The sequence below is a fragment of the Streptomyces sp. GC420 genome (assembly GCF_009916105.1).
Classification (GTDB): Bacteria; Actinomycetota; Actinomycetes; order Streptomycetales; family Streptomycetaceae; genus Streptomyces.
Window position 1 is genome coordinate 1 of record NZ_JAAAXQ010000050.1, and the last position, 21,154, is coordinate 21,154.

Sequence of the window (21,154 nt, forward strand, 5' to 3'; positions counted from 1 at the left end):
GCCCCCGTCCACCCCCGGGGCCGCCTGCGGCGTCAGGCAGAAGAGGCCACGCCCCAGTGTCCGGCCACCGCGGGCGGGCGGCCCGGCAGGGCCGGTTCCGCACGGACGGTCTTGCCGACCGGCACCCGGTCGAACACGTTCAAGAGCAGCTACAGGCCGCTCGGGCGACAGCTGTGTCGAGGTGGCCACGACCTCCGAGGCCGTCCACGTCCGCGGCTCCGAGGTCGAGCGGAGCCCCCAGCTCGCCCTCTCCCCCGCTTCCTGGACGGAGTTCGTCTCCTTCGCCGCCGGGTCCTGACCGGCACACCGCGAAAGCGCCCCGGGCGTACCGGTCCAGGACCAGGTCGGGACCATGTCCGGTTCCGGTTCCGGGGCGCTCTCGTCGTGCCGGGGCCGGCAGGCCCCTGGGCGGGGCGGCGTCAGGCCAGCAGGTCCGCCATCCAGGCCTCGACCTCGTCCGCCTGCCGGGGCAGTGCGGCGGAGAGGTTCTCGTTGCCGTCCTCCGTGACGAGGATGTCGTCCTCGATGCGGACGCCTATGCCCCGGTACCCCTCGGGCACGGTCAGGTCCTCGGGCTGGAAGTACAGGCCGGGCTCGACCGTGAGCACCATGCCGGGCTCCAGCGTGCCGTCGACGTACATCTCGGTGCGCGCCGCGGCGCAGTCGTGGACGTCGATGCCGAGCATGTGGCCGGTGCCGTGCATGGTCCAGCGTCGCTGGAGGCCGAGTTCGAGGACCTTCTCCACGTCCATGTCGCCGAACAGGCCCCACTCGACGAGCCGTTCGGCGAGCACGCGCTGTGCGGCCCTGTGGAAGTCCCCGTAGTGGGCGCCCGGTTTCACGGCCGCCATCCCCGCCTCCTGCGCGTCGTACACCGCGTCGTAGATCTTTCGCTGGAGCGGCGTGAAGCGGCCGTCGATCGGCAGGGTGCGGGTGAGGTCGGCGGTGTAGAGGTTGCGGGTCTCCACACCGGCGTCGAGGAGGAGGAGTTCCCCGGGGCGTACCGCGCCGTCGTTGCGGACCCAGTGGATCGTGGTGGCGTGCGGGCCGGCGGCGCAGATCGTGCCGTAGCCGACGGCGTTGCCCTCGACGCGGGCGCGCAGGAAGAACGTTCCCTCGATGTAGCGCTCCGACGTGGCCTGCGCCTTGTCGAGGGTGCGGACGACGTCCTCGAAGCCGCGGATGGTGGCCTCGCAGGCGAAGCGGAGTTCGGCGATCTCGAAGTCGTCCTTGATCCTGCGCATTTCGGAGAGGAAGACGCGCAGTTCCTCGTCCCGCTCGGCGGTCACCTTGTCGTGCAGGGCGGCCTCGACGCCGGTGTCGTGGCCGCGCAGGACACGGACCGGCCCTGTGGCCCGACCGAGCTCGTCGGCCAGCTTGCGGACGTCCTTGCAGGGCAGGCCGAGGAGCCGCGCGTTCTCGGCGAGGCTGTTGCGCCGGCCGTCCCACAGCTCGCCCTGGCCGGAGAGCCAGAACTCGCCGTTCTCGCGGTCGGACCGCGGCAGCAGGTACGCGGTGGCCTCGTGGTCGCCGTCCTCGGTGGGTTCCAGCACCAGGACGCCGTCCCTGGTCTGGTCGCCCGTCAGGTAGGCGTACTCGGAGGAGGGGCGGAAGGGGTAGTCCGTGTCGTTGGAACGGATCTTCAGGTTGCCGGCGGGGATCACCAGGCGTTCGCCGGGGAAGCGGGCGGAGAGTTCGGCGCGGCGGCGGGCGGTGTGCGCGGCCTGCGGGATGGGGTCGAGGTCGTGCCGCTCGGTGTCGGCCCAGCCCTGCCTCATGTTCTCGGCGAGTTCGTCGCTCACACCCCGCTCGAGGCCGTTCTTGCGCTGCTTGATGGTCTCGCTGTTCTCGCCCTCGGTGCTCTCCGGCTTCTGGCCGGGCTCCTGGCCCTCGGACGTCCGCTCGGTCACGCTGCCTCCTGAATCGGGGTCGGTCAAGACTGCCTTCCGCGTCGCATGCGGGCGGCAGCCATCGTAGGGGCGGACGAGTACGGGTCTGGTCTCAGTCCGTGAGATGTGGCCGTATCAGGCCGTATGCCGCTCCTGGGCCCGCAGCCGCCCCGCGCACACATTCCGGCGATATTGCCTCAGCGCCCCGTGACCTACCAGGATAATTCAGGACGTGAATTGCGTGGCGCGCGAATCATTCAAACGGCGCCAGTCCGGAGAAGTCGGCCACCGGCACAACCGGCAACGGGTGCAAAACATCCGGAATTTCGACCTCCAGCCTTCCGTGAACGCGCTTTTCGGCCAACCGCCGACTCGTGTTCGGGTATTGACAGCCTGTAGCGGCACACCTAGCATGCCAACTGCTGTAGGGGGCACATGGCACGGGGGGCGGCACAGCCGGTGAAAGAAATCATGGCGCCCTGATGTGTGATGGCACTGGGTTTTCCGACGCCAGACCGTCGGGAATTTTCTGGTAAGCCATTCTGCACTGACGGGAGCATTGTGTCCGAAAGTACATCCGGGGCGAATTCAGGACTCCGGTCCTATTGGCGATTACTGCGGGCGCCCGGCGCCGCGGCGCTGGCCTTCTGGGGGATGGTCGGCCGATTCCCGATCGCCATGCGGTCCATCGCCTGTCTGATGATGATCTCCGCGCTCACCGGGTCACTGGCGGACGCGGGGACGGTGGCGGCGGCGATGCTGGTCTCCCAGGGCGTTGCCAGCCCTGTGCTCGGCCGGCTGGCCGACCGGCACAGCCAGCGGCGGGTGCTGCTCACCGCCTGTCTGGCCCACGCCGTGGGGATGTCGCTGCTGCTGGTGTCGATCCTCCTCAGGGCCCCGCTGCTGCTGCTGGTCGTCGCGGCGGTGGCCGCCGGCTGCACCTCGGTCTCCTTCACCTCGTTCATGCGCGCGCGGTGGGCGACGATGGTCGACCAGGGAGCCCTGCGGACGGCCTACGCCATGGAATCCATGCTGGACGACACGATCTTCCTGCTCGGGCCCCTGGTGGTCACCGTGCTGGCGTCCGCGGTGCACCCGTCCGCGGGCCTGGTCGCCTGCCTGCTGCTGACCACCGTCGGCTCCGTCGCCGTCGCCCTGCACCGCCGGTCCGAGCCGGCGTCCGAACCGACGCCGGGCCACAGCCCCAAGCGGGCGATCACGGTGCCCGGCGTCTGGGTGCTGACGATCGCCTACGCCGGGATGGGCTTCCAGTTCGGCGCCGTCGACGTCACGATGATCGCGTTCGCCGGGGAGCAGTCGTCCCCCGGGCTCGCCGGCGTGTTCCTGTCGCTGATCGCGGTGGGCAGCATGATCGCCGGCGTGACCTACGGCGCCGTGAACTGGCGCCTCCCCCAGGCGCGGCTACTCTCCGTCACCACCTTCCTGCTGACCCTCGGCGTGGTCCCCCTGGCCTTCGTCGACTCCTCCCTCGTGATGGCCTTCTTCGCCGTCGTCGCGGGCATCGCGATCTCCCCCGCGCTGATCGCGGGCAGCACCCTGCTGGAGTCGGTGGCCCCCAAGGGCTCCCTCTCGGAGGCGTTCTCCTGGCTCACCAGCGCCGGGGCCCTCGGCATCGGCTCGGGCACGGCCGCGGGCGGGGCCCTGGCCGACCTGGGCAGTTCCGCGTACGCGGCATGGGCGGGGGTCGGTGGCGGACTGGTCGCCCTGGGACTGAGCCTCGCGGGGCAGCGGGCTCTGCGGAAGGGGAAAGAGGATCCGCAGCCGACTTCGGAAATGGCCGTACTAGAACAATGAGGGCAGAGTTGTGAGCACAGCACATCCTGCGTCCGAACGGGACGGTACGGGGGGCCTACCGGTTCCCCGCATCTCGTTCGCCGAGTTCATGGCCTTCGGGCGGGAGGCCCTCATCCGGGCCGACGTCCCGGTGGTGATCACACTGCCGAAGGGCACGGAGGGTCTCGGCAGGGAAGGCGTCGCCGAGCGCCTCGGAAACATGAGGGTGACCCTGTTCACCGAGCCGAGCGACAAGCGGAACTCGGAGCGTTGGACCACCCGGGAGATCCCGCTCCGCGAGTTCTTCGAGGACGACCGCTACCAGACCGACCCGGGCACGTGGAACCGGATCGTGTCGAACATCCGCAACAGCCCCGCCGACGTCAACGCGATCCTCGGCTTCGACGCGGGCAGGCTGTTCGACTACCGGCGCTCCATGAACGCGGCGAACCTGTGGATCAGCCACCGCGGAGTGTTCACCCAGAGCCACTTCGACGAGCTGGAGAACTTCAACGTCGCCCTGGAGGGCCGCAAACGGTTCGTCCTGGCGCCCCCGGGGTTCTGGGAGTACTACCCCAGGTCCCTGAAGCGGGGATTCGGCGACAAGTCGCAGGTCTTCGACTTCGACGACGTGGACTGGGCGCGCTACCCCAGGCTCGCGTCCAAGCTGGCCCAGCGCCGCGAACTGATTCTGGAACCGGGGCAGATGCTCTACCTGCCGCTCGGCTGGTGGCACCAGGCCGAGTCGCTGGACGAGATGAACATCAACATGAACTTCTGGCTGCGCGACCCGAAGATCCTGCGCAGGCCGTACGTGCTCGGCGTGGCGCTCTACACGGCCGTGTACCGCAAGCTCAGGGGCGTCTACAACTACGAGCCCGCGGAGGCGGCGTCATGACGGAGCGCAAGGCCATCACCCCGGCGCACCGGTACCGCAACAACGACAAGCTGATCGGTATCGGCAACGAGTTCTGGGACATGTCCGAGCGCAACGGACTGGCCGGCATCGTGGCGGACCTCGACGGGGGCGTACTGCGCACCACGGAGGGTCATGAGTTCATCGGCGAGGGCCATGAGTTCGTGAACTTCAGCTGCTGCTCCTACCTGGACCTCGACTCCCACCCCAAGGTCATCGAGGGCGGCATCGACGCGATGCGCCGCTACGGCGTGCTGGACCACTGCATAGCCCGCAGCCGGGTGCAGATCCCCGCCATGCTGGAACTGGAGACGTCCCTGGGCGAGTTGTTCGGCGCCCACGTCGTCTGCTCCATCGCCGCCAGCACCGCGACCTTCGGACTGCTCCCGCTGATCGCCTCGGGGCATCTGGGCAACGGCACGCGGCCGTTGATGATCTTCGACAAGAACGCCCACGTCTCGATGGCCAACCTCAAACCGGTGTGTGCCGACGAGACGGAGGTCGTCACCTCGCCGCACCACGACCTCGACTTCATCGAGGACGCCTGCAAGAAGTACGCCCGGGTCGCCTACGTCTGCGACGGCAGCGACAGCCTCGGCGGATACGCCCCGGTCAAGGAACTGGCCGAGCTCCAGGACAAGTACGGCCTGCTCGTCTACTACGACGACTCCCACTCGCTGTCCGCGTACGGGGAACGGGGCATCGGCTACGTCCGCTCGCACAGCCCGGTGCTGGACGAGCGGACCATCGTGGTGGTGACCCTGAACAAGGCGTTCGGCACCAGCGGCGCGGCGATCGTCCTCGACGGGTACTCCAAGGAGACGCTGCGCGTCATCGAGCGCTTCGGCGGCGCCCTGAACTACTCCCAGCTGCTGAACACCGCCGCGGTCGGCGCCGGCCTCGCGTCGGCGGAGATCCACCGGACCGCCGAGCTGACCACGCTGCAGAACCGGCTCTACGCCAACATCGCCCTCTTCGACTCGCTCGTCGAGACAGAGCAGGCCGGAAGCACCTACCCGATCCGGCTCGTGCCGATGAGCGACTCGACGGTGATCGAGGCGGGCCGCCGTGTCTTCGAGGCCGGGTTCTACGTCTCCCCGGTGTTCTTCCCGATCGTCGCGCGCGGCACCGCGGGCCTGCGGGTGATGCTCCGCGCGGGCCAGACCGAGGAGCAGGTCCGCGCGCTGTGCGCGGTGCTCGCCGAGGTGGGCGCCCGGCAGGCGGCCCCGCTTGGTCCGGAGGCGGCCCGATGACGGACAGCGTCAGAGCGATCCCGCGCAGCATCCTCTACACACCCGCGCTGTCGGCGGACTGGGTGGTGAAGGCCTGGTCCTACGACGCGGACGTCCACCTGATCGACCTGGAGGACGCGGTCCCGCACCGGCGGAAGGACGCGGCACGGTCGGTGTGCCGTGCCGCGCTGGAGAAGGCGCCGGAGCCGGCGAACATCGCCGTACGTGTCAACCCGCTGGGCACCATCGACGCGGTGCACGACCTGGCGATGCTCACCGAGTGCGCCGTGCGGCCCGGCCTGGTCGTGATGACGATGGTGGAGTCCGCGGTCGAGGTGCGTCTGATGCGCGACACCCTCGCCTCGGCCGGGGCGCACCCGGAGATCTACGTGACGCTGGAGACGCCGGCCGCCGTCGCCGGCGTCGACGCGATCGCCGCGGCCGCCGACGGGCTGATCCTCGGCTCGGCGGACCTGGCCACCGCCCTGGGCATCGAAATCACCTGGGCGGGCCTGCTCGGGGCCCGGCAGGCGATGTCCCTGGCCTGCGCGCGGCACGGCGCCGCCTGCATCGACACCGCCAACTTCCGGCTCTCAGAGCCCGAGGCCCTGGCGGAGGAGATCGTCCGGGTCCGCGAACTGGGCTTCCACGGCAAGGTGACGGTGCATCCCGGCGAACTGGACGCGATCAACCGGGCCCTGCGGCCCGACCGGGACCGCCTGCGTCACGCCCGGCGCGTCACCGAGGCCGTACGGGCAGCGGACGGCGGCATCGCCGTACTGGACGGGAACATGGTCGGCCCGCCGTTCGCCCGGCTGGCCCGCGCGACGGTGTCGCTCGGGGAGGCGTGGGCCGAGCGGTTCGGCGGGAACGGCACCGGTGAGGGCCGCAACGGCGGGAGCGGCGCGGACGGCGAGCAGTGGGCGGACGCGAAGGCCGAGGACGGCACGGACGGCGGGAGCGGCGCGGACGGCGAGCAGTGGGCGGACGCGAAGGCCGAGGACGGCGGGGAGGCGGGACATGGCCCTCGCTGAGGACATCACCGCCGCCGGCCCGGACACCGTCCCGCCCCTCACCGTCGCCGTCATCGGCACCGGGGCCATCGGCCAGGACCTGGTCGGCAAGATCCACCGCTCCCCCGTCCTGGAGGTCGGCCTCGTGGCGGGGCGCAACCCCGAGTCCGCGGGCCTGCGGCACGCGGCCCGGCTCGGCTGCCCCACCACGGCGGGCGGGATCGACGCGATCCTCGCCGCCCCGCGTCCTTTCGACGTGGTGTTCGACGCCACCAACGCGATGTCGCACGCCGAGCACTGGCGGCTGCTCGAACCGCTGGGGACGCTCTTGATCGACCTGACTCCCAGCCGGACCGGGCAGATGGTGGTGCCGACCGTGACCGGCACGCCGGCCGGGCGCAACATCAGCCTGATCAGCTGCGGCGGGCAGGCCTCGGTCCCGGTCGCGCACGCGCTCGCGGGCCGCTTCGAGGTCGAGTACATCGAGGTCGTCTCCACGGTCGCCAGCACCGTCGCGGGCCGGGCGACCAGGCTCAACCTCGACGAGTACGTGGCGACGACCCAGCACGCCGTCACCGCGTTCTCGGGGGTGCGTGACACCAAGGCGATCCTCAACATCAGCCCGGCGGTACCGCCGGCGGGCTTCCGTACGGCCGTGCACGCGGTCGTCCCCGGGGCCGCGGCCGCCGCCGGGGAGGTGCGCGCCGTGGTCGCCGAGGCGGCCGGGCGGGTGCGTGCGTTCGCGCCCGGCTACGAGGTCGTCGCCTGCGCCGTGACCGGCGACCGGGTCGTCGTCTCCCTCGAAGTCACCGCGCACAGCGACGTGCTGCCCGGGTACGCCGGGAACCTGGACATCATCGACTCGGCCGCCGTCCTGGTCGCCGAGCAGCACGCGGCCCGGCTCGCCACGGCCGCCCGGACGGGGGTGGCACGGTGAACGCGGTGGTCGTCCACGACCCGACGCTGCGCGACGGCCAGCACGCGGTACGGCACCAGCTCGGCGCGGCGGCGCTGCGCGGCTACGCGGAGGCGGCCGACGCTGCAGGCGTCCCCGTGGTCGAAGTGGGTCACGGCAACGGCCTCGGCGCCTCCTCCCTCCAGGTGGGGCGGGCCGCCGTCAGCGACGACGTGATGCTGTCGACCGTGCGGGAGGCCCTGCGGCACAGCCGCATGGGCGTGTTCATGCTGCCCGGCTGGGGCACCTCCGACGACCTGCGCAAGGCCGTCGCGCACGGCGCCGACGTGATCCGCATCGGCGTGCACTGCACCGAGGCCTCGCTGGCCGAGCGCCATCTCGGCCTCCTGCGGGAGGAGGGTGCCGAGGCGCACTGCGTGCTGATGATGAGTCATATGGCGACTCCGGCGGAGCTGGCCGAGCAGGCCGGACGCGTCGTCGGGTACGGGGCGCAGGCGGTCGGCATCATGGACTCCGCGGGCCACTTCCTGCCCGGGGACGTCACCGAGCGGATCGGCGCGATCACCGGAGCCGTCGACGTACCGGTGATCTTCCACGGCCACAACAACCTCGGCATGGCCGTCGCCAACTCGGTGGCGGCCGCGGAGGCGGGCGCCGGGATCATCGACGGCTGTGCGCGCGGCTTCGGCGCGGGGGCGGGCAACACCCAGCTTGAGGTGCTGGTGCCGGTCCTCGAACGCACCGGCTTCCGGACCGGCATCGACCTGTACGCACTGCTGGACGCCGCCGAGTTCGCCGAACGGGAGCTGATGCCCGCGCCGCCGGTCACCGGCTCGCTGAGCATCGTCAGCGGCATGGCCGGGGTGTTCTCCGGGTTCAAGCACCAGGTGCTCGACCTGGCCGGGCGGGCCGGGGTCGATCCGCGCGACGTGTTCTTCGAACTCGGCAGGCGCCAGGCCATCGCCGGGCAGGAGGATCTGATCGTCGACGTGGTGGCCGAGCTGAGCGCCCGTGCCGGCACGCCGAGGGCCGCCGTATGACGGGGATCAGCGGGACCGCCACCGGGCCCACCGCGCCGACCGCGCCGACCGCGCCGGTGATGATCGGGGCCGCGGACATGGCGGGCACGGAGCGCCTGCTGCGGGTGATCGACACGCTGGCCGAGGTGTTCGCCGACCTGTCGGCGGGCCGTACCCGGTCCCCGGCACGGACGATCATCGGGCACGGCGACCCCGGCGGGCACGGCTCTCAGCGGGAGCTGCTCGCCGGGACGGCGGTCTGGGAGCGGCACGGCGTGGGCAGCGTCAAGATCACCACGCTCACCCCGGACAACCCCGGGCGCGGACTGCCGCTGATCCACGGCGTCGTCGTGCTGACCGACCTGGAGACCGGGCGCATCACCGCGCTGCTGGACGGCGCCGAGCTGACCGCCGTACGCACGGGTGCGGTCGCCGCTCTGGCGACCCGCCTGTGCGCGCCCGAGGACGCGGGGGACCTGGCCGTGCTCGGCGCCGGAGTGCAGGCACGGGCGCTGGTGCGGGCCGTGTCCGCCGTACGCCCGGTCCGGTCGGTCCGCGTGTACTCCCGCACCCGGGACCGCGCGGAAGTCTTCGCGCGGTGGGTCCGCGACACTGCGGACCGCCCGGTCCGGGTCACGGTGTGCGGCACGGCGAAGGATGCCGTCACGGACGCCGAGGTCATCTGTACGGCCACCTCGACCGGCGACCGTACGCCGCTGGTGGCCGCCGACTGGGTGGCCGCCGGGGCCCACGTCAACGTGATCGGCGGCACCCACGAGGACGCGGTCGAGGTCGAACCGGCCCTGCTGGCGGACGCGTTCGTCGTCGTGGAGGAACGGTCGGCCGCGGTCGCGGAGGCGGGCGAGGTGCGGGCCGCACTGTCCGGCGGCCTGCTCACCGAGGACGCGCTGCACGAACTGGGCTCCCTGGCCGGCGGTCCGCGCCAGGCGGACCACCGTACGTCGGTGTTCCGCGGCGTCGGCCTGGCCATCGAGGACACGGCCGCCGCGGCGGCCCTGAGCACACCCCCGCCGCCCGCGCCGCCCGGACGCTGAACACGGCGAAGGTCCCCGTACTCGGTGAGTACGGGGACCTTCGTATGGAGCGCCCGGCAGGCCTTGCACCTACATTTCCCGCCGGCTGGCGGGCGTCTTTCCTTGGACCACAGACGCGCGACTTCCGTGCCGTGTGCTGCGCACCGAAGTAGTGATGATCATACAGACCTTGCGCCCTCGGGCCAACTCGCGCGGGGCACGGCGTCCGTCTCATGCAAGGGCGAGATCACCGATACGCTCACCAGTCTGTTCACGCCGGCGTCCGGGCCGTGCGGGACGCGTCCGCGGCCCCGGACATCGGCGTCGAGTTCCGGGGAGGGACATGCGTACAAGGGTTGTTTGGGGTGCCGCGGTCGTGGCGGGGATAACGGGCCTGGCTACGGCAACGGTGGCTCATGCCGAGGGCCGGGGGGACATCCGGGTGGTCAAGACCGTGGTGGACAACGGCACCAACGTCGTCGTGGGAACGACCAACCCGGTCCGGTTCCCGGTCGAGATGACCATCAAGGACGACTCCGGGGTCAAGGGGGTGACCCGTATCTCCGCCTTCTCCGTGAACAACGGAAGCGGTGACCCGGAGTGGCTCGGGACCGAGTGCGAGAAGGTGTCCGCGACGACGTCGGTGTGCACGGCGACGGGGGAGTTCGCCGCGACCTACTTCACGGACAACGGCGGCAACGCCTCCGCCGGTTGGTACCAGGTCAACGCCACGGTAAAGGCGAACGACGGCGACTACTGGATCTCGGACAACATCGCCCGGTTCAAGGTCAAGCGGGCCTCCCGGCTGAGCACCGACGCGAGTCCCGAGCCGGTCGCCAGGGGCGGCACGCTCACCGTGACGGGTGCGCTGACCCGGGCGAACTGGGAGACCCGCAAGTACCACGGATACACGGGCCAGCAGGTCAAGCTGCAGTTCAAGAAGTCCGGAACCTCGTCCTACGCCACCGTCAAGACGGTGACCAGCGGCACGTCCGGCAAGCTCCGCACGACCGTCACCGCGAATGCGTCCGGTACCTGGCGCTGGTACTTCCCCGGGACCACCACCACCGCCCGGCGGATCTCGGCCGGTGACACCGTCACCCTGCGCTGACGGTCCCGCCGGCGGCCGGTGCCGGCCTCCGGTGGAACGAGGGGCCCCGGGCGCTGCCCGGGGCCCCGTACCCGGCCCACCAGGCCGTCCGCGTCAACCCGTCTCGCGGCAGCGGACCATGAAGGAGCGCTCGAAGACGATGACCGTCTCGCCGGTCGACTTCGAGCCGGTCGTCTCCACCGTGATGATCCCCTGTCCCGGCCGGGACTTGGACAGCCGCTTGGCGAGGATCCGGCTCGTCGCGTAGAGCGTGTCGCCGACGAAGACGGGGTCCTTCAGCCGGACCTTGTCCCAGCCGAGGTTGGCCACCGCTCGCGCGGACAGTGCCTGCACGGTCATGCCGCCGACCAGGCACAGGGTGATGCCGCTGTTGACCAGGACCCGTCCGTACTCCGCTCCCTCCCCGTAGGCCCGGTCGAAGTGGAGCGGGTGCTGATTCATCGTCAGCAGGGTCAGCCAGGTGTTGTCGGTCTCGGTGATGGTCCTGCCCGGCCAGTGCCGGATCGTCATGCCGGGCTCGAAGTCCTCGTAGTCCCCGCCGTGCTCTTCGACGTACTCGTTGTCCCGGACGCGGCGCAGCGTCATGCGTCGATCTCCCGTGTGCGGTGGTTCGGAACGCACCGGCGCGCGGCCCCCGCAGGGCGGCGGCGCCGATGTGGCGGCAGCCCGCCCCCGGTTCCCCAGCCTATCGGCGCTCCACGCTTCAACTCCGCCGATTCCGGGGCTGGTTATATGCTGCACGGGTGATGGCGCCTGCGCGCGCCCCGTACCCACCCATGGCTTGGGAGATGGCGGATGAGCGTGCTCGAGGACGTCGGTGTCCATGCAGCCTCGGGGCACCCGTGGTTCGGCCGGCACCGGCTGGCGCCCGCGGCCCCCGCGCACACCATCCGCGAGATGCTGCACCACGAGATCCGGGACACCGGCTGGCCGCACCAGCCGCTGCTGCCCGCGGCGCCGATCGCGCTGCCGCGCGCGTCGTACGCCGAGCTGTTCCGCACCACCGCGGCCCTGCTCGACCTGGTGCGCCGTACCGCCCTGGAGACCGCGCCCACCACGCGGGGCAGGCTCGCGGCGTACAGCATGCCCGAGAGCGAGCACCAGCTGTTCGTGGAAGACCAGTTCGCCGAGGAGCGGTACGCGGACTGCGTGGTCCGGCCGGACGTCGTGATCGGGCCGGACGGGCCGCGGTTCCTGGAGTTCAACGTCAGCGGCGCCCTCGGCGGCGCGGTCGAGACGCACTGCCGCCTGGAGGTGTGGCGCAAGCTGTACGCCGACGGCTCCGGCAGGGTGCCGTTCGGCTGCCAGGACCCGTTCGCCGTGCGCACCGAGATGTTCCGGGACCTGTGCGCGGAGCTCGCGGTGGCGCCGCGGGTGGCCCTGGTGGGCAGCGCCCGCGACCAGGGAGGCGCCACCCGCTACTTCGACATGCAGGCCGACCACCTCAACAGCCGCGGAGTGACCGCGCGCTTCTTCGAGCCCGAGGACCTGCACGAGGCCTGGGACTGCCCGCCGCACCTGCGTTACCCGCTGGGACTGCGGGACTTCACCATCCCCGACTGGGCCGAACTGGGCATCGACACCGCCCCCGTGCAGGCCGCGCTGGACAACGGCTGCCTGCTGGTGGGCACCCAGACCTCGACGTTCCTGTCCAGCAAGCTGACCATGGGTCTGCTGTCGGAGGGGCGGCCGTGGATGAGCGCGGCCGAGCGGGCCCTGGTGGACACCTACCTGCCGTGGACGCGGGTTCTCTCCCACCGCTGGACGACACGGGGGGCACGGAAGGTCGACCTCGTCCCGTACACCGTGGACCACCGCGAGTCGCTGGTGCTCAAGGAGAGCATCGGGATGAGCGGCAAGCAGGTCGTCCTCGGCCGGGAGACGGACCGGGCGACGTGGGAGGCGGCGGTGACCGCGGCCGCCGACGCGGGCACCAGCATCGTGCAGGAGTTCGTGGCACCGCGCACGACCCGGCTGGCGATGATCGCCGACGGCGCGGACGAGCCGCACGACGCCGACGTCGCCCCGGTCTTCGGTCCGCTGCTGTTCGGCGGCCGCCCGGCGGGCATCTTCTCCCGCTTCTTCGGCGACGGCCGCTCCGGCATCGTCAGCATCCTGGGCACCGGCAGCTCCGACGACTGCGTGGTCACCGTCTGACGGTCGACGGCGGCGCCCGTACCGGGAGACGGGCGGCCGGCAGGGGGCCTGCCCGGGCGTCCCCGGCCCTCGGCGCATAGGCTTGTCATCGACGGCGCTGCGGCGGAGGCCTTGCCTCGACGGGCCCGGCCCCGGTGGTGACACCGTCTGCGGCGGGCCTGACGCACCCCCGAACGGCGACCAGGAAGAACGACCCATGAACCCACTCGCGAGCGAGACATCCGCCATCATCCGTACCGGCGTCATCATCCGTACGGGCGCGATCGAGCCGGAGGCCGGGGCGTGAGGATCTCGCAACGCGCGCAGGCCGTCACCCCGTTCTACGCGATGGAGTTCAGCAAGCACGCCGCCGCGCTGGAGGCCCAGGGGCACCACGTCGTCAAGCTCAGCCTCGGCGAGCCGGACTTCGGCGCACCCCCGGCCGTCCTGGACGCGATGCGCGAGGTCATGGACGGCAGGCCCGTGACCTACACGGCGGCGGTCGGGCTGCCCGAGCTCAGGAAGGCGATCGCACGCTTCTACCTGGACGAGCACGGCGTCGAGGTCGCCCCCTCCCGGATCATCGTCACCGCGGGCGCGTCGGCCGCCCTGCTGCTGGTCATCGCGGCGCTCGTCGACACGGGTGACGAGGTGCTGATCGCGGACCCGTCGTACCCCTGCAACCGCCAGCTCGCCGAGAGCTTCGGCGCGAAGGTCGGGCTCGTCCCCACCACCGCGGCGACCCGCTTCCAGCTGGACGCGGCGTCGGTGCGGTCGAGCTGGACGGATCGGACGCGCGGGGTCATGATCGCCACCCCGTCGAACCCGACGGGGACCTCCGTTCCGGCCGACGAACTGGCGGCGATCTGCGCGTACGCGCGCGAGCGCGGCGCGTGGCGCATCGTCGACGAGATCTACCTCAATCTGAGCGACCACGACGACCGGGGCCGGGCGCCGCTCAGCGCGCTGTCGCTCGACCCCGGCGCGATCGTCATCAACAGCTTCTCGAAGTACTTCGGCATGACCGGCTGGCGGCTCGGCTGGTGCGTCGTCCCGGAAGACCTCGTACCGGTGATGGAGCGCCTGGCCCAGAACTACTTCCTCTGCGCCTCCGCGCCCGCCCAGCATGCCGCTCTGACCTGCTTCACACCCGAGTCCCTCGCGGTCTGCGAAGCACGCCGCGCCGAGTTCGCCGAGCGGCGCGCGCTCGTGCTCGGGGGCCTGGTGCGGATCGGGCTGTCCGTTCCCGTGCCGCCCGACGGCGCGTTCTACGTCTACTTCGACGTCCGTGACACCGGGCTCACGTCCTGGGAGTTCTGCGAGCGGGCGCTCCAGGAGGCGCACGTCGCGCTCACTCCGGGCAGGGATTTCGGCGTTGCCACCGCCGAGACGCACGTGAGGCTCTCGTACGCGGCGTCGGCGGACGAGCTCCGCGAAGGGATCACCCGGCTCGGGAAGTTCGTGGCCTCGCTAGGCTGAGCCTCGCGCCGGACCACCCGCGGCCCGGCGTCACCGCGGGCCCGGCCCGGCGGGCGGGCACCACGGCGGGCCCGGCACCACGGCCGACGTCCGCCGCGGCCGGGCCTCCGGGCGCAGTGGGGCGGGGCGGCGAGGCGGCGGCGGCACGCCTCATCCGCCCCCTGCCCCGGTGACCGCGGCGTCGAGGAGAGGCCCGAGTTCGCGGGACACGGTCGTCAGGGCCCGGACGTCGCGCTCGGTGCGGGCGATGAGGATCGCCCCTTCCAGGGCGCTGATCATGAGGGTGGCCAGCGCTTCGGTCCGCTCCTCCGGGACGCCCATGTCCGACAGGGCGCCGGCCACCGAGCGGTTCCAGGTGGTGAAGGCGGCGGCAGTGGCCTCCCGGGTGGACGCGGTGGTCTCCGCGCAGTCCACCGTGGCGGCCGCGACGGGACAGCCGCCCGCGAAGCCCTCACTCCCGTACTCGTCGGTCCACTGGCGCACCATCTCGGCGAACAGGCCGCTGGGTGTCGGTTCGGGCAGCGCGGCGAGGAAGCGCGCGACGCGCTTGCCCGCGTACCGGCCCGCCCAGTCCACGGCCTCGTTGACGAGCTGCTCCTTGCCGCCGGGGAAGTAGTGCTGGAGCGAGCCGCGCGGGGCCCGGGCGTGGGCGGCGACCTCGCGCATGCCCGTGGAGGCGACCCCGTCGCGGCGGATCAGCTGGGCCGCGCTGAACACCATCCGCTCGCGCGGTCCGCGTCCTGGTGTCTCGGGTGTCTCCGACCCCGCCATGCCCGACCTCCACCACCGTCCGTGCGCTGTCCAGCTCCGCCGGCCCTTCGATCCTCACTCTATGACCGTCGTCATGGAACCGGCTACTATGACGGCTGTCATGATCCGTGCCTCCCTGCGGGCACCCGAAGGGGCCAGTCGGCAGGCAGGGACGGCAGCGGCTCGGGCCCGGCGCGGGCCGGAAACGGCGGTGCATCGTGTACGTGGGTTTCGTCGGCCTCGGAGTCATGGGGCAGCCCATGGCGCTCAACCTCGCCCGTGCCGGGACACCGCTCGTCGTCTGGAACCGCACCCCCGCCAGGTGCGAACCGCTGCGCGCCGCCGGGGCGGATGTCGCGGCGAGCGCCGCCGAGGTCTTCGAGCGGGCCGGCGTCGTGATCCTGATGCTGGCCGACGAGACGGCGACGGACGCGGTGCTGGGGCGCGGTACCCCGGACTTCGCCGCGCGCGTCGCCGGGTGCACCGTCGTCCACATGGGCACGACCTCGGCGGAGTACTCGGGCGGGCTGGAGGCCGATGTCCGCGCCGCGGGCGGGAGGTACGCCGAGGCCCCGGTCTCCGGGTCGCGGGTCCCTGCGGAGCAGGGGCAGTTGGTGGCGATGCTGGCGGGTGAGGAGCACGCGGCGCAGGACGTGCGGCCCCTGCTCGCCATCATCTGCCGGGAGACGTTCGACTGCGGCCCCGTGCCGAACGCCCTGCTGACGAAGCTCTCCGTGAACCTGTTCCTGATCACGCTGGTGACCGGTCTGACCGAGGCGTTCCACTTCGCCGGCCGGCACGGGCTCGACCTGCGCCGGTTCCTGGACGTCCTGGACGCGGGCCCGATGGCCAGCGCCGTCTCCCGCATGAAGGCGCCCAAGCTGCTGGCCAGGGACTTCGCCGTCCAGGCGGCGGCACAGGACGTCCTGAAGAACAACCGGCTGATCGCCGAAGCCGCCCGGAAGGCCGGCCTGGCCTCCCCTCTCCTCGACGTCTGCCACACCCTGTTCGACGAGACCGTGGCGCGGGGCCACGGCGGCGAGGACATGGTGGCCGTGCTCCGCGCACTGGAGGCACGGAGCGACGCCACCGGCCTCCCCGGCCCACCGCCCGCCGACCCGTCCCGCTGACGCTCCGCCGCGCGGCGGTCTCACCGTCGTGACGTCCGTGGCGCGCCGGGATACACGACTGTCGGGCACCACCGCCCCGGAGAGTGCCCGGCCAAGTCCTAGTCGGTGGGGAGTGAGAGGCCGGCGTAGACCTGGTTGAGAACCGTGGGGAGCAGGGCATTGGCCGTGGCCCTGCCGTCGGGCGACACGGTCAGGTTCGTCCAGACGACCAGCGTGACGTCGTTGTCCGGGTCGTGGCCGATGAAGGAGTTGAAGCCGGGGAGTTCACCGCCGTGGTAGTACATCGCGGCGTGCGGACCGAAGCGCTGGTGCGCGATGCCGTACCCGTACTTCTGCCCGTCGGGCGCGGCCGGGTCCTCCGCCTGCAGACTGTGGAGCCACTGCCGCTGGGTCGCGGGGTTGAGGACCTTGCCCGTCACCAGGGACCGGATCCAGGTGGCCATGTCGTCCGCGGCGGAGATGGCGCCCCCGGCGGCGGTGGCGTAGGAGGGGTTCTGGTGGGTGTAGTCCACCGGCTTGAGCCGTCCGGACCGGGCGGCCGCCTGCATGTCGGCGGGGTAGGGCCGGTCGACCAGTGCGTAGGCCGTTCCGCCGTACATGTAGCCGTGCGAGTAGGGGGTGGGGATGGACACGTCGGTGGCGCCGGGCAGCGAGGTCTCCGCCAGTCCGAGCGGGGCGAACAGCCGGTCCCGGAGCTGCTGGGCCAGCGGGCGTCCGCCCGCCTTCTCCGCGACGAGGCCCAGCAGCACGTAGTTGGTGTTGCTGTACTCGTAGGAGGTGCCGGGTGCGAAGTTCGGCGGGCGCCGGAACGCGATGTCGAGCATCTCCTGGGGTGTGCGGGCCTTCTCCGGGTCGGCGTCCAGGGCCGCCGCGAGTTCGGGCGCGCTGGTGTAGTTGTAGAGTCCGCTGCGCATCTTCAGCAGCTCGGCGATGGTGATGTGTTCGCCGTTGGGCACTCCGGGAACATAGTCGGACACCGGGTCGCTCAGCCGGAGTCTGCCGTCCTGGGCAAGGAGGTTGATCAGCGCCGAGGTCATCGTCTTGGTGTTGGAGGCGATCCGGAAGTGGTCTCCCGTGGTGGGCGGTTCGGCCGTGCCCAACTCGGTTGTGCCGGCGGTCGCCCGGAACGTTCCCTGCGGGGTGCGGAGCAGGACCACCGCGCCGGGAACCATGAGCTTCTTCGCCGCGCGCTCCACGGCGGACTGCAACGCGGCCGGATCGATGGACTTCAGCGCCGACCCGGTGGGTTCGCAAGCACTCGCTGTCGCCGCAGGTGCGGCCGACACGGCCGCAGGGGCCGTGGCACCCGCCTCCGAGGGCAGGGCGCCGGTGATCAGCAGGGCGGCGCATGGTGCCACCAGGGCGATACGGCTTCGGGCGGTGCGGCTTCGGGCGGTGCGCCCTGCCCTGGAACCGGCTCCCGCCCGGCGCGCACGGTCCGGGGCGTCGTCGTCCGGTCGCGAGTTCCTCATGCCGGCATCACTGCCCTCGCACTCGGCGGTCCGGTACCGCGGCCAGAGTGCTGCGATAGGTAATGCGACCACAGTCGCTCAAAACGGCATAATCGCTACCATTTTATCATCCTTCGATGAGCCGGAGAGGTTGAGCGCCCCTGGGCCCCGTCCGGACGGTCACATGATCGCCCGGACATGCCCTGCGTTCGTGATCCTGCCCGGTGGGACGTACCGCCCGCGGGATCGGAACGGGGCGCTCCGTGCCGCGCGGGCGGATGCTCGCACGATCGGTCAGACCACCACACGCCCGAGGAAGTCGCCCCAGGCGGAAGGGGATACGGCGAACCGGGGGCCGTCCTTCTCCTTGGAGTCGCGTACGTGCACGGCTCCCGGAGCGTGCGCGACCTCCACGCAGTCGTCGCCCTCGGATCCGCTGTAGCTGCTCTTGAACCAGTCCAGCTCGTCGACGGTGCTCATAGCGCTCCTCGCATCCTCTGCAACAACTCCACCGAGTCCGCCGGGGACAAGGCCTGCGAGCGCATCTTGGCATAGCGCATCTGCATCACGCTCACTGCTTCCCGGTCGGAAACCAGCTGCCCGGTCTTCTGCCCCTCCGAGTACCCGAGCCACTGGCGCTCCGGGGTCTCCAGGAGCCGCATCGGTCCGTCCGTGCCCGCGTGGTGGGGCTGCCGCTGCGGCATGATCTGGAGCTCCACGTTCCACAGCTCGGTGCAGTCGAGGAGGTGGCCGAGCAGCTCGCGGGTGACCTCCTCGCCTCCCGTGTGCCGCAGCAGCACGGACTCCTCGACGATGAAGCTGAACGCGATCGGCGGCTCCCGGCGCAGCAGGTCCTGCCGCGCCCGCCGCGCCGCGATCCGCTGCTCCAACTGCTCCTGGGTGGGCGGGGGCGGCACGTTGAGCATCACCGCCCGCGTGTACGCCTCGGTCTGGAGCAGCCCCGGCACCACCCGGCACTCGTACGTGCACAGCCCGACCGCGGTCTCCTCCAGCTGCGCCCACTCCCGGAACCAGACCGCCAGGCCCCGCTGCCGCCCCACGTGCCGGGCCATGGCCCGCAGCACCCCGAACGCCTCCAGCGCCTCCTCCGCCCGCTCGACGAACTGGGCGGTCGGCATCCGTCTCCCCTGCTCGACCGAAGCGACCGAGGCATGCGAGTAGTTGAGCCGCTCGGCGAGCTGCTCCTGGGTCAGCAGGGCCCGCTCCCGGAACACCTTCAAAGCCGCACCGAACGTCCTGAGAGTGTCGGACGATTCGAGCGGGCTGCCGTTCGCCATGGACGACCCCCTTGTCGCGCTTGTGGCACACCTTCCTGCCACAACAACGGCGGGGTGGCCGGGCGCGGTTACGCGCCGAGCCCGGCGGGAGCCCGTACAGGCCGTCGTGTACGGGTCCGCGTCGCTACGGCGACCGGGCTCCGCGCAGCGGGACCTGGGAGCCGGAGCCGCCCACCAGAGTTCCGACGGCCGGTGCCGTGCCTCGCCCCGAGGCTTCGCTTCTGATGGCTCTGTCAGAGGTAGCGCGTAAATTCCGCTCATGCCCGAGCCCTTGAGCGAAGGTCTCAGACCACTGCTGAACGACCTGCCGCCTGGCAAGCTGCTGGGGTCGTGTCATGCCCCGCATCCGGTGGTGTGGATGAGCGACAAACCTGTCATGGACGCAGCCGACCGGTGGAAGCGGCTGTACACGCGCCGTTCCGAGACCGGCCTGTACCCGCTTCTCCTCGAGTACCCCGACGACTGCGTCGAGCCTGTGGGTGACTACGGGGATGCCGCTGACGCCGCCTCGTACTTCCGGAGCGAGTGGACGGCCGGTGCGTGGCCGCCTTTCGAGGAGTGGCCGGGCCTCGCGACCCCTGCCGCAGCGGCGACCGACGCCGACGTGTGCGCAGCGTCGCTGGCGACCGCGGTCGCCAGCGACGGCAGGGCCCGATGTCTCGCCCTCGTCCAGGTCGCGCGCGGTGCCGATGCGCCCGCTGCCCTGAGCTGGCGCGGTATGGCGAATCACATGGATGCACAGGAGTTGTCGGCGGTGCTGCGATCCTGGGAGGACCGATTCGGCCTCCGTGTGGTGGGCTTCGGGCACGGAAGCCTGTATGTCTCGGTTGCCGCTCCGCCGACCGATGTCCACCAGGCCCGGGTCCTCGCTGCGGAGCACTACCTGGCCTGCCCGGACATCTTCTACGAGTTGCCCGAGCTGGACTGGTCCACCTACCACGAAGAGCTCATGAAGTGCCACGAGTGGCGGTTCTGGTGGGACTGAGGGTCCCGTTTCAGGCGAGGCCGCCGTGGCGGATGAGCGCGGCCGTGCCCGCGAAGGCTCGTCATACCGATCCAACGCCGGGTCCGGCGGGAGCCCGTACAAGCCGGGGTGTACGGGCGCGGGCGGCGTGCACGGGCACGGGCGGTCGTGTACGGGCCGCGGTTCGCTGGGCGGCGTCCGGACGACGTTGTCAGTGGCATGGGCTTGGATGGATTCATGACCGTTCACGAGCTTGCGGCCGCCCTTCAGGACATCCCGGCCCTGCGGGACCTGTGCCGTTCCATCGCCACGGCCGAGGCCGTGCTGAATCCGGGCGACTACAGGTACTACTCCTTCGACGCACACTGGTCGGAGACCGACTCGGCCTTCTCGATGCGGAACGGCAGCGGGGACGAGTTCGACGTCATCTTTTCTCCTCCCGGCGCGTACATACGCGGCTTCGACCACGAGTCGCCCATGAGTCCGTACGCCGACGACGCGGTCTGGCCCGGCGTGCTCGACTCAGTGCCCGACGTCTTCCGGGCCCAGGTGGAAGAGCCGGCCTTCATGGACCACGGAATGCCATGCGTCACCTTCTGCCTGTGGCGCGAGACCGGTGACACGCGGTGGCACACCGGTCGTATCGACTTCCCCAGCGGCTACTCGGACCCCGACGGCTCCCGCTGGATGTCCGACCTGCTGGTCGATCCCACTCCCGAGGCATTCCAGTCGTTCGCCGAGGATTACTACGAGTGCCCCGTGGACCTCGACGCCGTCCGCCACGTCTATGCCGGACGGCCGCTGACGCCCGAGATCGTGGCCCGTCTGAATCCCGCCGCCTCCTTCACGGCCGTCTCGAAGGAGGCGGAGCAAACGGGTTACCCGATCTGACTCTCCCCGGCCGTCGTCCCGGCCTCTCCTGCTGCCCCTGCCGGCGCCCGTATCTCGGCCGGTGCGCGCCGTGGCCGGGACCGGAGGGCTGCGGGGCGAAGCGGGGAAAACAACCGGACGGGTGCTCGAAG

Annotated in this window: 20 protein-coding genes; 14 read left to right on the forward strand and 6 right to left on the reverse strand. The window is 71.3% G+C overall.

The annotated features are described in order from the left end of the window. The first annotated feature begins 181 nt into the window (after positions 1-181). Positions 182-298 (forward strand): DUF397 domain-containing protein, encoded by a 117-nt coding sequence (locus GUY61_RS41495; RefSeq protein ID WP_166629587.1) that lies wholly within the window; start codon positions 182-184, stop codon positions 296-298. 121 nt (positions 299-419) lie between these two features. On the opposite strand, the gene GUY61_RS09230 is transcribed toward GUY61_RS41495, so the two are convergent. Continuing rightward, positions 420-1,835 (reverse strand): aminopeptidase P family protein, encoded by a 1,416-nt coding sequence (locus tag GUY61_RS09230; RefSeq protein WP_398954833.1) that lies wholly within the window; start codon positions 1,833-1,835, stop codon positions 420-422. 708 nt (positions 1,836-2,543) lie between these two features. Here GUY61_RS09230 and GUY61_RS09235 point away from each other — a divergent pair. The 8 genes from GUY61_RS09235 (at position 2,544) to GUY61_RS09270 (ending at position 10,924) form a co-directional block, all read left to right on the forward strand. Continuing rightward, complete coding sequence (locus tag GUY61_RS09235) at positions 2,544-3,704, forward strand: MFS transporter (protein ID WP_243766305.1); 1,161 nt, start codon at positions 2,544-2,546, stop codon at positions 3,702-3,704. A 10-nt stretch (positions 3,705-3,714) separates the two neighbouring features. Beyond that, positions 3,715-4,581, forward strand: coding sequence for a cupin-like domain-containing protein (locus tag GUY61_RS09240; protein ID WP_313896588.1), 867 nt, complete (start codon positions 3,715-3,717; stop codon positions 4,579-4,581). Next, on the forward strand, positions 4,578-5,852 hold the full coding sequence (locus tag GUY61_RS09245) for an aminotransferase class I/II-fold pyridoxal phosphate-dependent enzyme (protein WP_166629590.1): 1,275 nt from the start codon (positions 4,578-4,580) through the stop codon (positions 5,850-5,852). Before GUY61_RS09240 ends, GUY61_RS09245 begins: the two co-directional genes overlap by 4 nt. Then, the gene (locus GUY61_RS09250) at positions 5,849-6,865 is read left to right on the forward strand and encodes a CoA ester lyase (protein ID WP_166629591.1); all 1,017 of its coding nucleotides are present in this window, start codon (positions 5,849-5,851) and stop codon (positions 6,863-6,865) included. Before GUY61_RS09245 ends, GUY61_RS09250 begins: the two co-directional genes overlap by 4 nt. After that, positions 6,852-7,781: an acetaldehyde dehydrogenase (acetylating) gene (locus GUY61_RS09255; protein ID WP_166629592.1), complete on the forward strand. Its 930-nt coding sequence runs from the start codon at positions 6,852-6,854 to the stop codon at positions 7,779-7,781. Before GUY61_RS09250 ends, GUY61_RS09255 begins: the two co-directional genes overlap by 14 nt. Next, positions 7,778-8,800 carry a 4-hydroxy-2-oxovalerate aldolase gene (dmpG, locus tag GUY61_RS09260; protein WP_166629593.1) on the forward strand — a complete coding sequence of 341 codons (1,023 nt, stop codon included), beginning with the start codon at positions 7,778-7,780 and terminating at the stop codon, positions 8,798-8,800. The genes GUY61_RS09255 and dmpG overlap by 4 nt, the downstream gene beginning before the upstream one ends. Then, complete coding sequence (locus GUY61_RS09265; RefSeq protein WP_166629594.1) at positions 8,797-9,834, forward strand: ornithine cyclodeaminase family protein; 1,038 nt, start codon at positions 8,797-8,799, stop codon at positions 9,832-9,834. Before dmpG ends, GUY61_RS09265 begins: the two co-directional genes overlap by 4 nt. Before the next feature lie 322 nt (positions 9,835-10,156). Beyond that, positions 10,157-10,924 carry a hypothetical protein gene (locus GUY61_RS09270; RefSeq protein WP_166629595.1) on the forward strand — a complete coding sequence of 256 codons (768 nt, stop codon included), beginning with the start codon at positions 10,157-10,159 and terminating at the stop codon, positions 10,922-10,924. Positions 10,925-11,017: 93 nt separating this feature from the next. Here the strand turns inward: GUY61_RS09270 and GUY61_RS09275 are convergent, their stop codons facing one another. Further along, positions 11,018-11,509, reverse strand: coding sequence for a MaoC family dehydratase (locus GUY61_RS09275; RefSeq protein ID WP_166629596.1), 492 nt, complete (start codon positions 11,507-11,509; stop codon positions 11,018-11,020). Between the two features lie 210 nt (positions 11,510-11,719). Here GUY61_RS09275 and GUY61_RS09280 point away from each other — a divergent pair, with 210 nt between their 5' ends. Then, positions 11,720-13,081 carry a hypothetical protein gene (locus GUY61_RS09280; RefSeq protein WP_166629597.1) on the forward strand — a complete coding sequence of 454 codons (1,362 nt, stop codon included), beginning with the start codon at positions 11,720-11,722 and terminating at the stop codon, positions 13,079-13,081. Positions 13,082-13,363: 282 nt separating this feature from the next. Continuing rightward, the gene (locus tag GUY61_RS09285) at positions 13,364-14,539 is read left to right on the forward strand and encodes a pyridoxal phosphate-dependent aminotransferase (RefSeq protein ID WP_166629598.1); all 1,176 of its coding nucleotides are present in this window, start codon (positions 13,364-13,366) and stop codon (positions 14,537-14,539) included. Between the two features lie 150 nt (positions 14,540-14,689). Here GUY61_RS09285 and GUY61_RS09290 read toward each other — a convergent pair whose 3' ends face one another. Beyond that, positions 14,690-15,310 (reverse strand): TetR/AcrR family transcriptional regulator, encoded by a 621-nt coding sequence (locus GUY61_RS09290; protein WP_166629599.1) that lies wholly within the window; start codon positions 15,308-15,310, stop codon positions 14,690-14,692. Between the two features lie 197 nt (positions 15,311-15,507). Between GUY61_RS09290 and GUY61_RS09295 the strand changes: the two genes are divergently transcribed. After that, on the forward strand, positions 15,508-16,419 hold the full coding sequence (locus tag GUY61_RS09295) for an NAD(P)-dependent oxidoreductase (protein ID WP_166629600.1): 912 nt from the start codon (positions 15,508-15,510) through the stop codon (positions 16,417-16,419). A gap of 98 nt (positions 16,420-16,517) precedes the next feature. Here GUY61_RS09295 and GUY61_RS09300 read toward each other — a convergent pair whose 3' ends face one another. The 3 genes from GUY61_RS09300 to GUY61_RS09310 all read right to left on the reverse strand — a co-directional run bounded on the left by GUY61_RS09300 (position 16,518) and on the right by GUY61_RS09310 (position 19,168). Then, positions 16,518-17,777: a serine hydrolase domain-containing protein gene (locus tag GUY61_RS09300; RefSeq protein ID WP_313896591.1), complete on the reverse strand. Its 1,260-nt coding sequence runs from the start codon at positions 17,775-17,777 to the stop codon at positions 16,518-16,520. 387 nt (positions 17,778-18,164) lie between these two features. Further along, the gene (locus GUY61_RS09305; RefSeq protein ID WP_166629601.1) at positions 18,165-18,350 is read right to left on the reverse strand and encodes a DUF397 domain-containing protein; all 186 of its coding nucleotides are present in this window, start codon (positions 18,348-18,350) and stop codon (positions 18,165-18,167) included. Continuing rightward, complete coding sequence (locus GUY61_RS09310; protein WP_166629602.1) at positions 18,347-19,168, reverse strand: helix-turn-helix transcriptional regulator; 822 nt, start codon at positions 19,166-19,168, stop codon at positions 18,347-18,349. Before GUY61_RS09310 ends, GUY61_RS09305 begins: the two co-directional genes overlap by 4 nt. Before the next feature lie 358 nt (positions 19,169-19,526). On the opposite strand from GUY61_RS09310, the gene GUY61_RS09315 reads away from it, so the two are divergent. Both GUY61_RS09315 and GUY61_RS09320 read left to right on the forward strand, forming a co-directional pair. Continuing rightward, positions 19,527-20,153: a DUF4253 domain-containing protein gene (locus GUY61_RS09315; RefSeq protein WP_243766306.1), complete on the forward strand. Its 627-nt coding sequence runs from the start codon at positions 19,527-19,529 to the stop codon at positions 20,151-20,153. A gap of 216 nt (positions 20,154-20,369) precedes the next feature. Beyond that, entirely contained in the window at positions 20,370-21,023 is a 654-nt protein-coding gene (locus GUY61_RS09320; RefSeq protein ID WP_166629604.1) for a hypothetical protein, read from the forward strand. Positions 21,024-21,154: the final 131 nt, after the last annotated feature.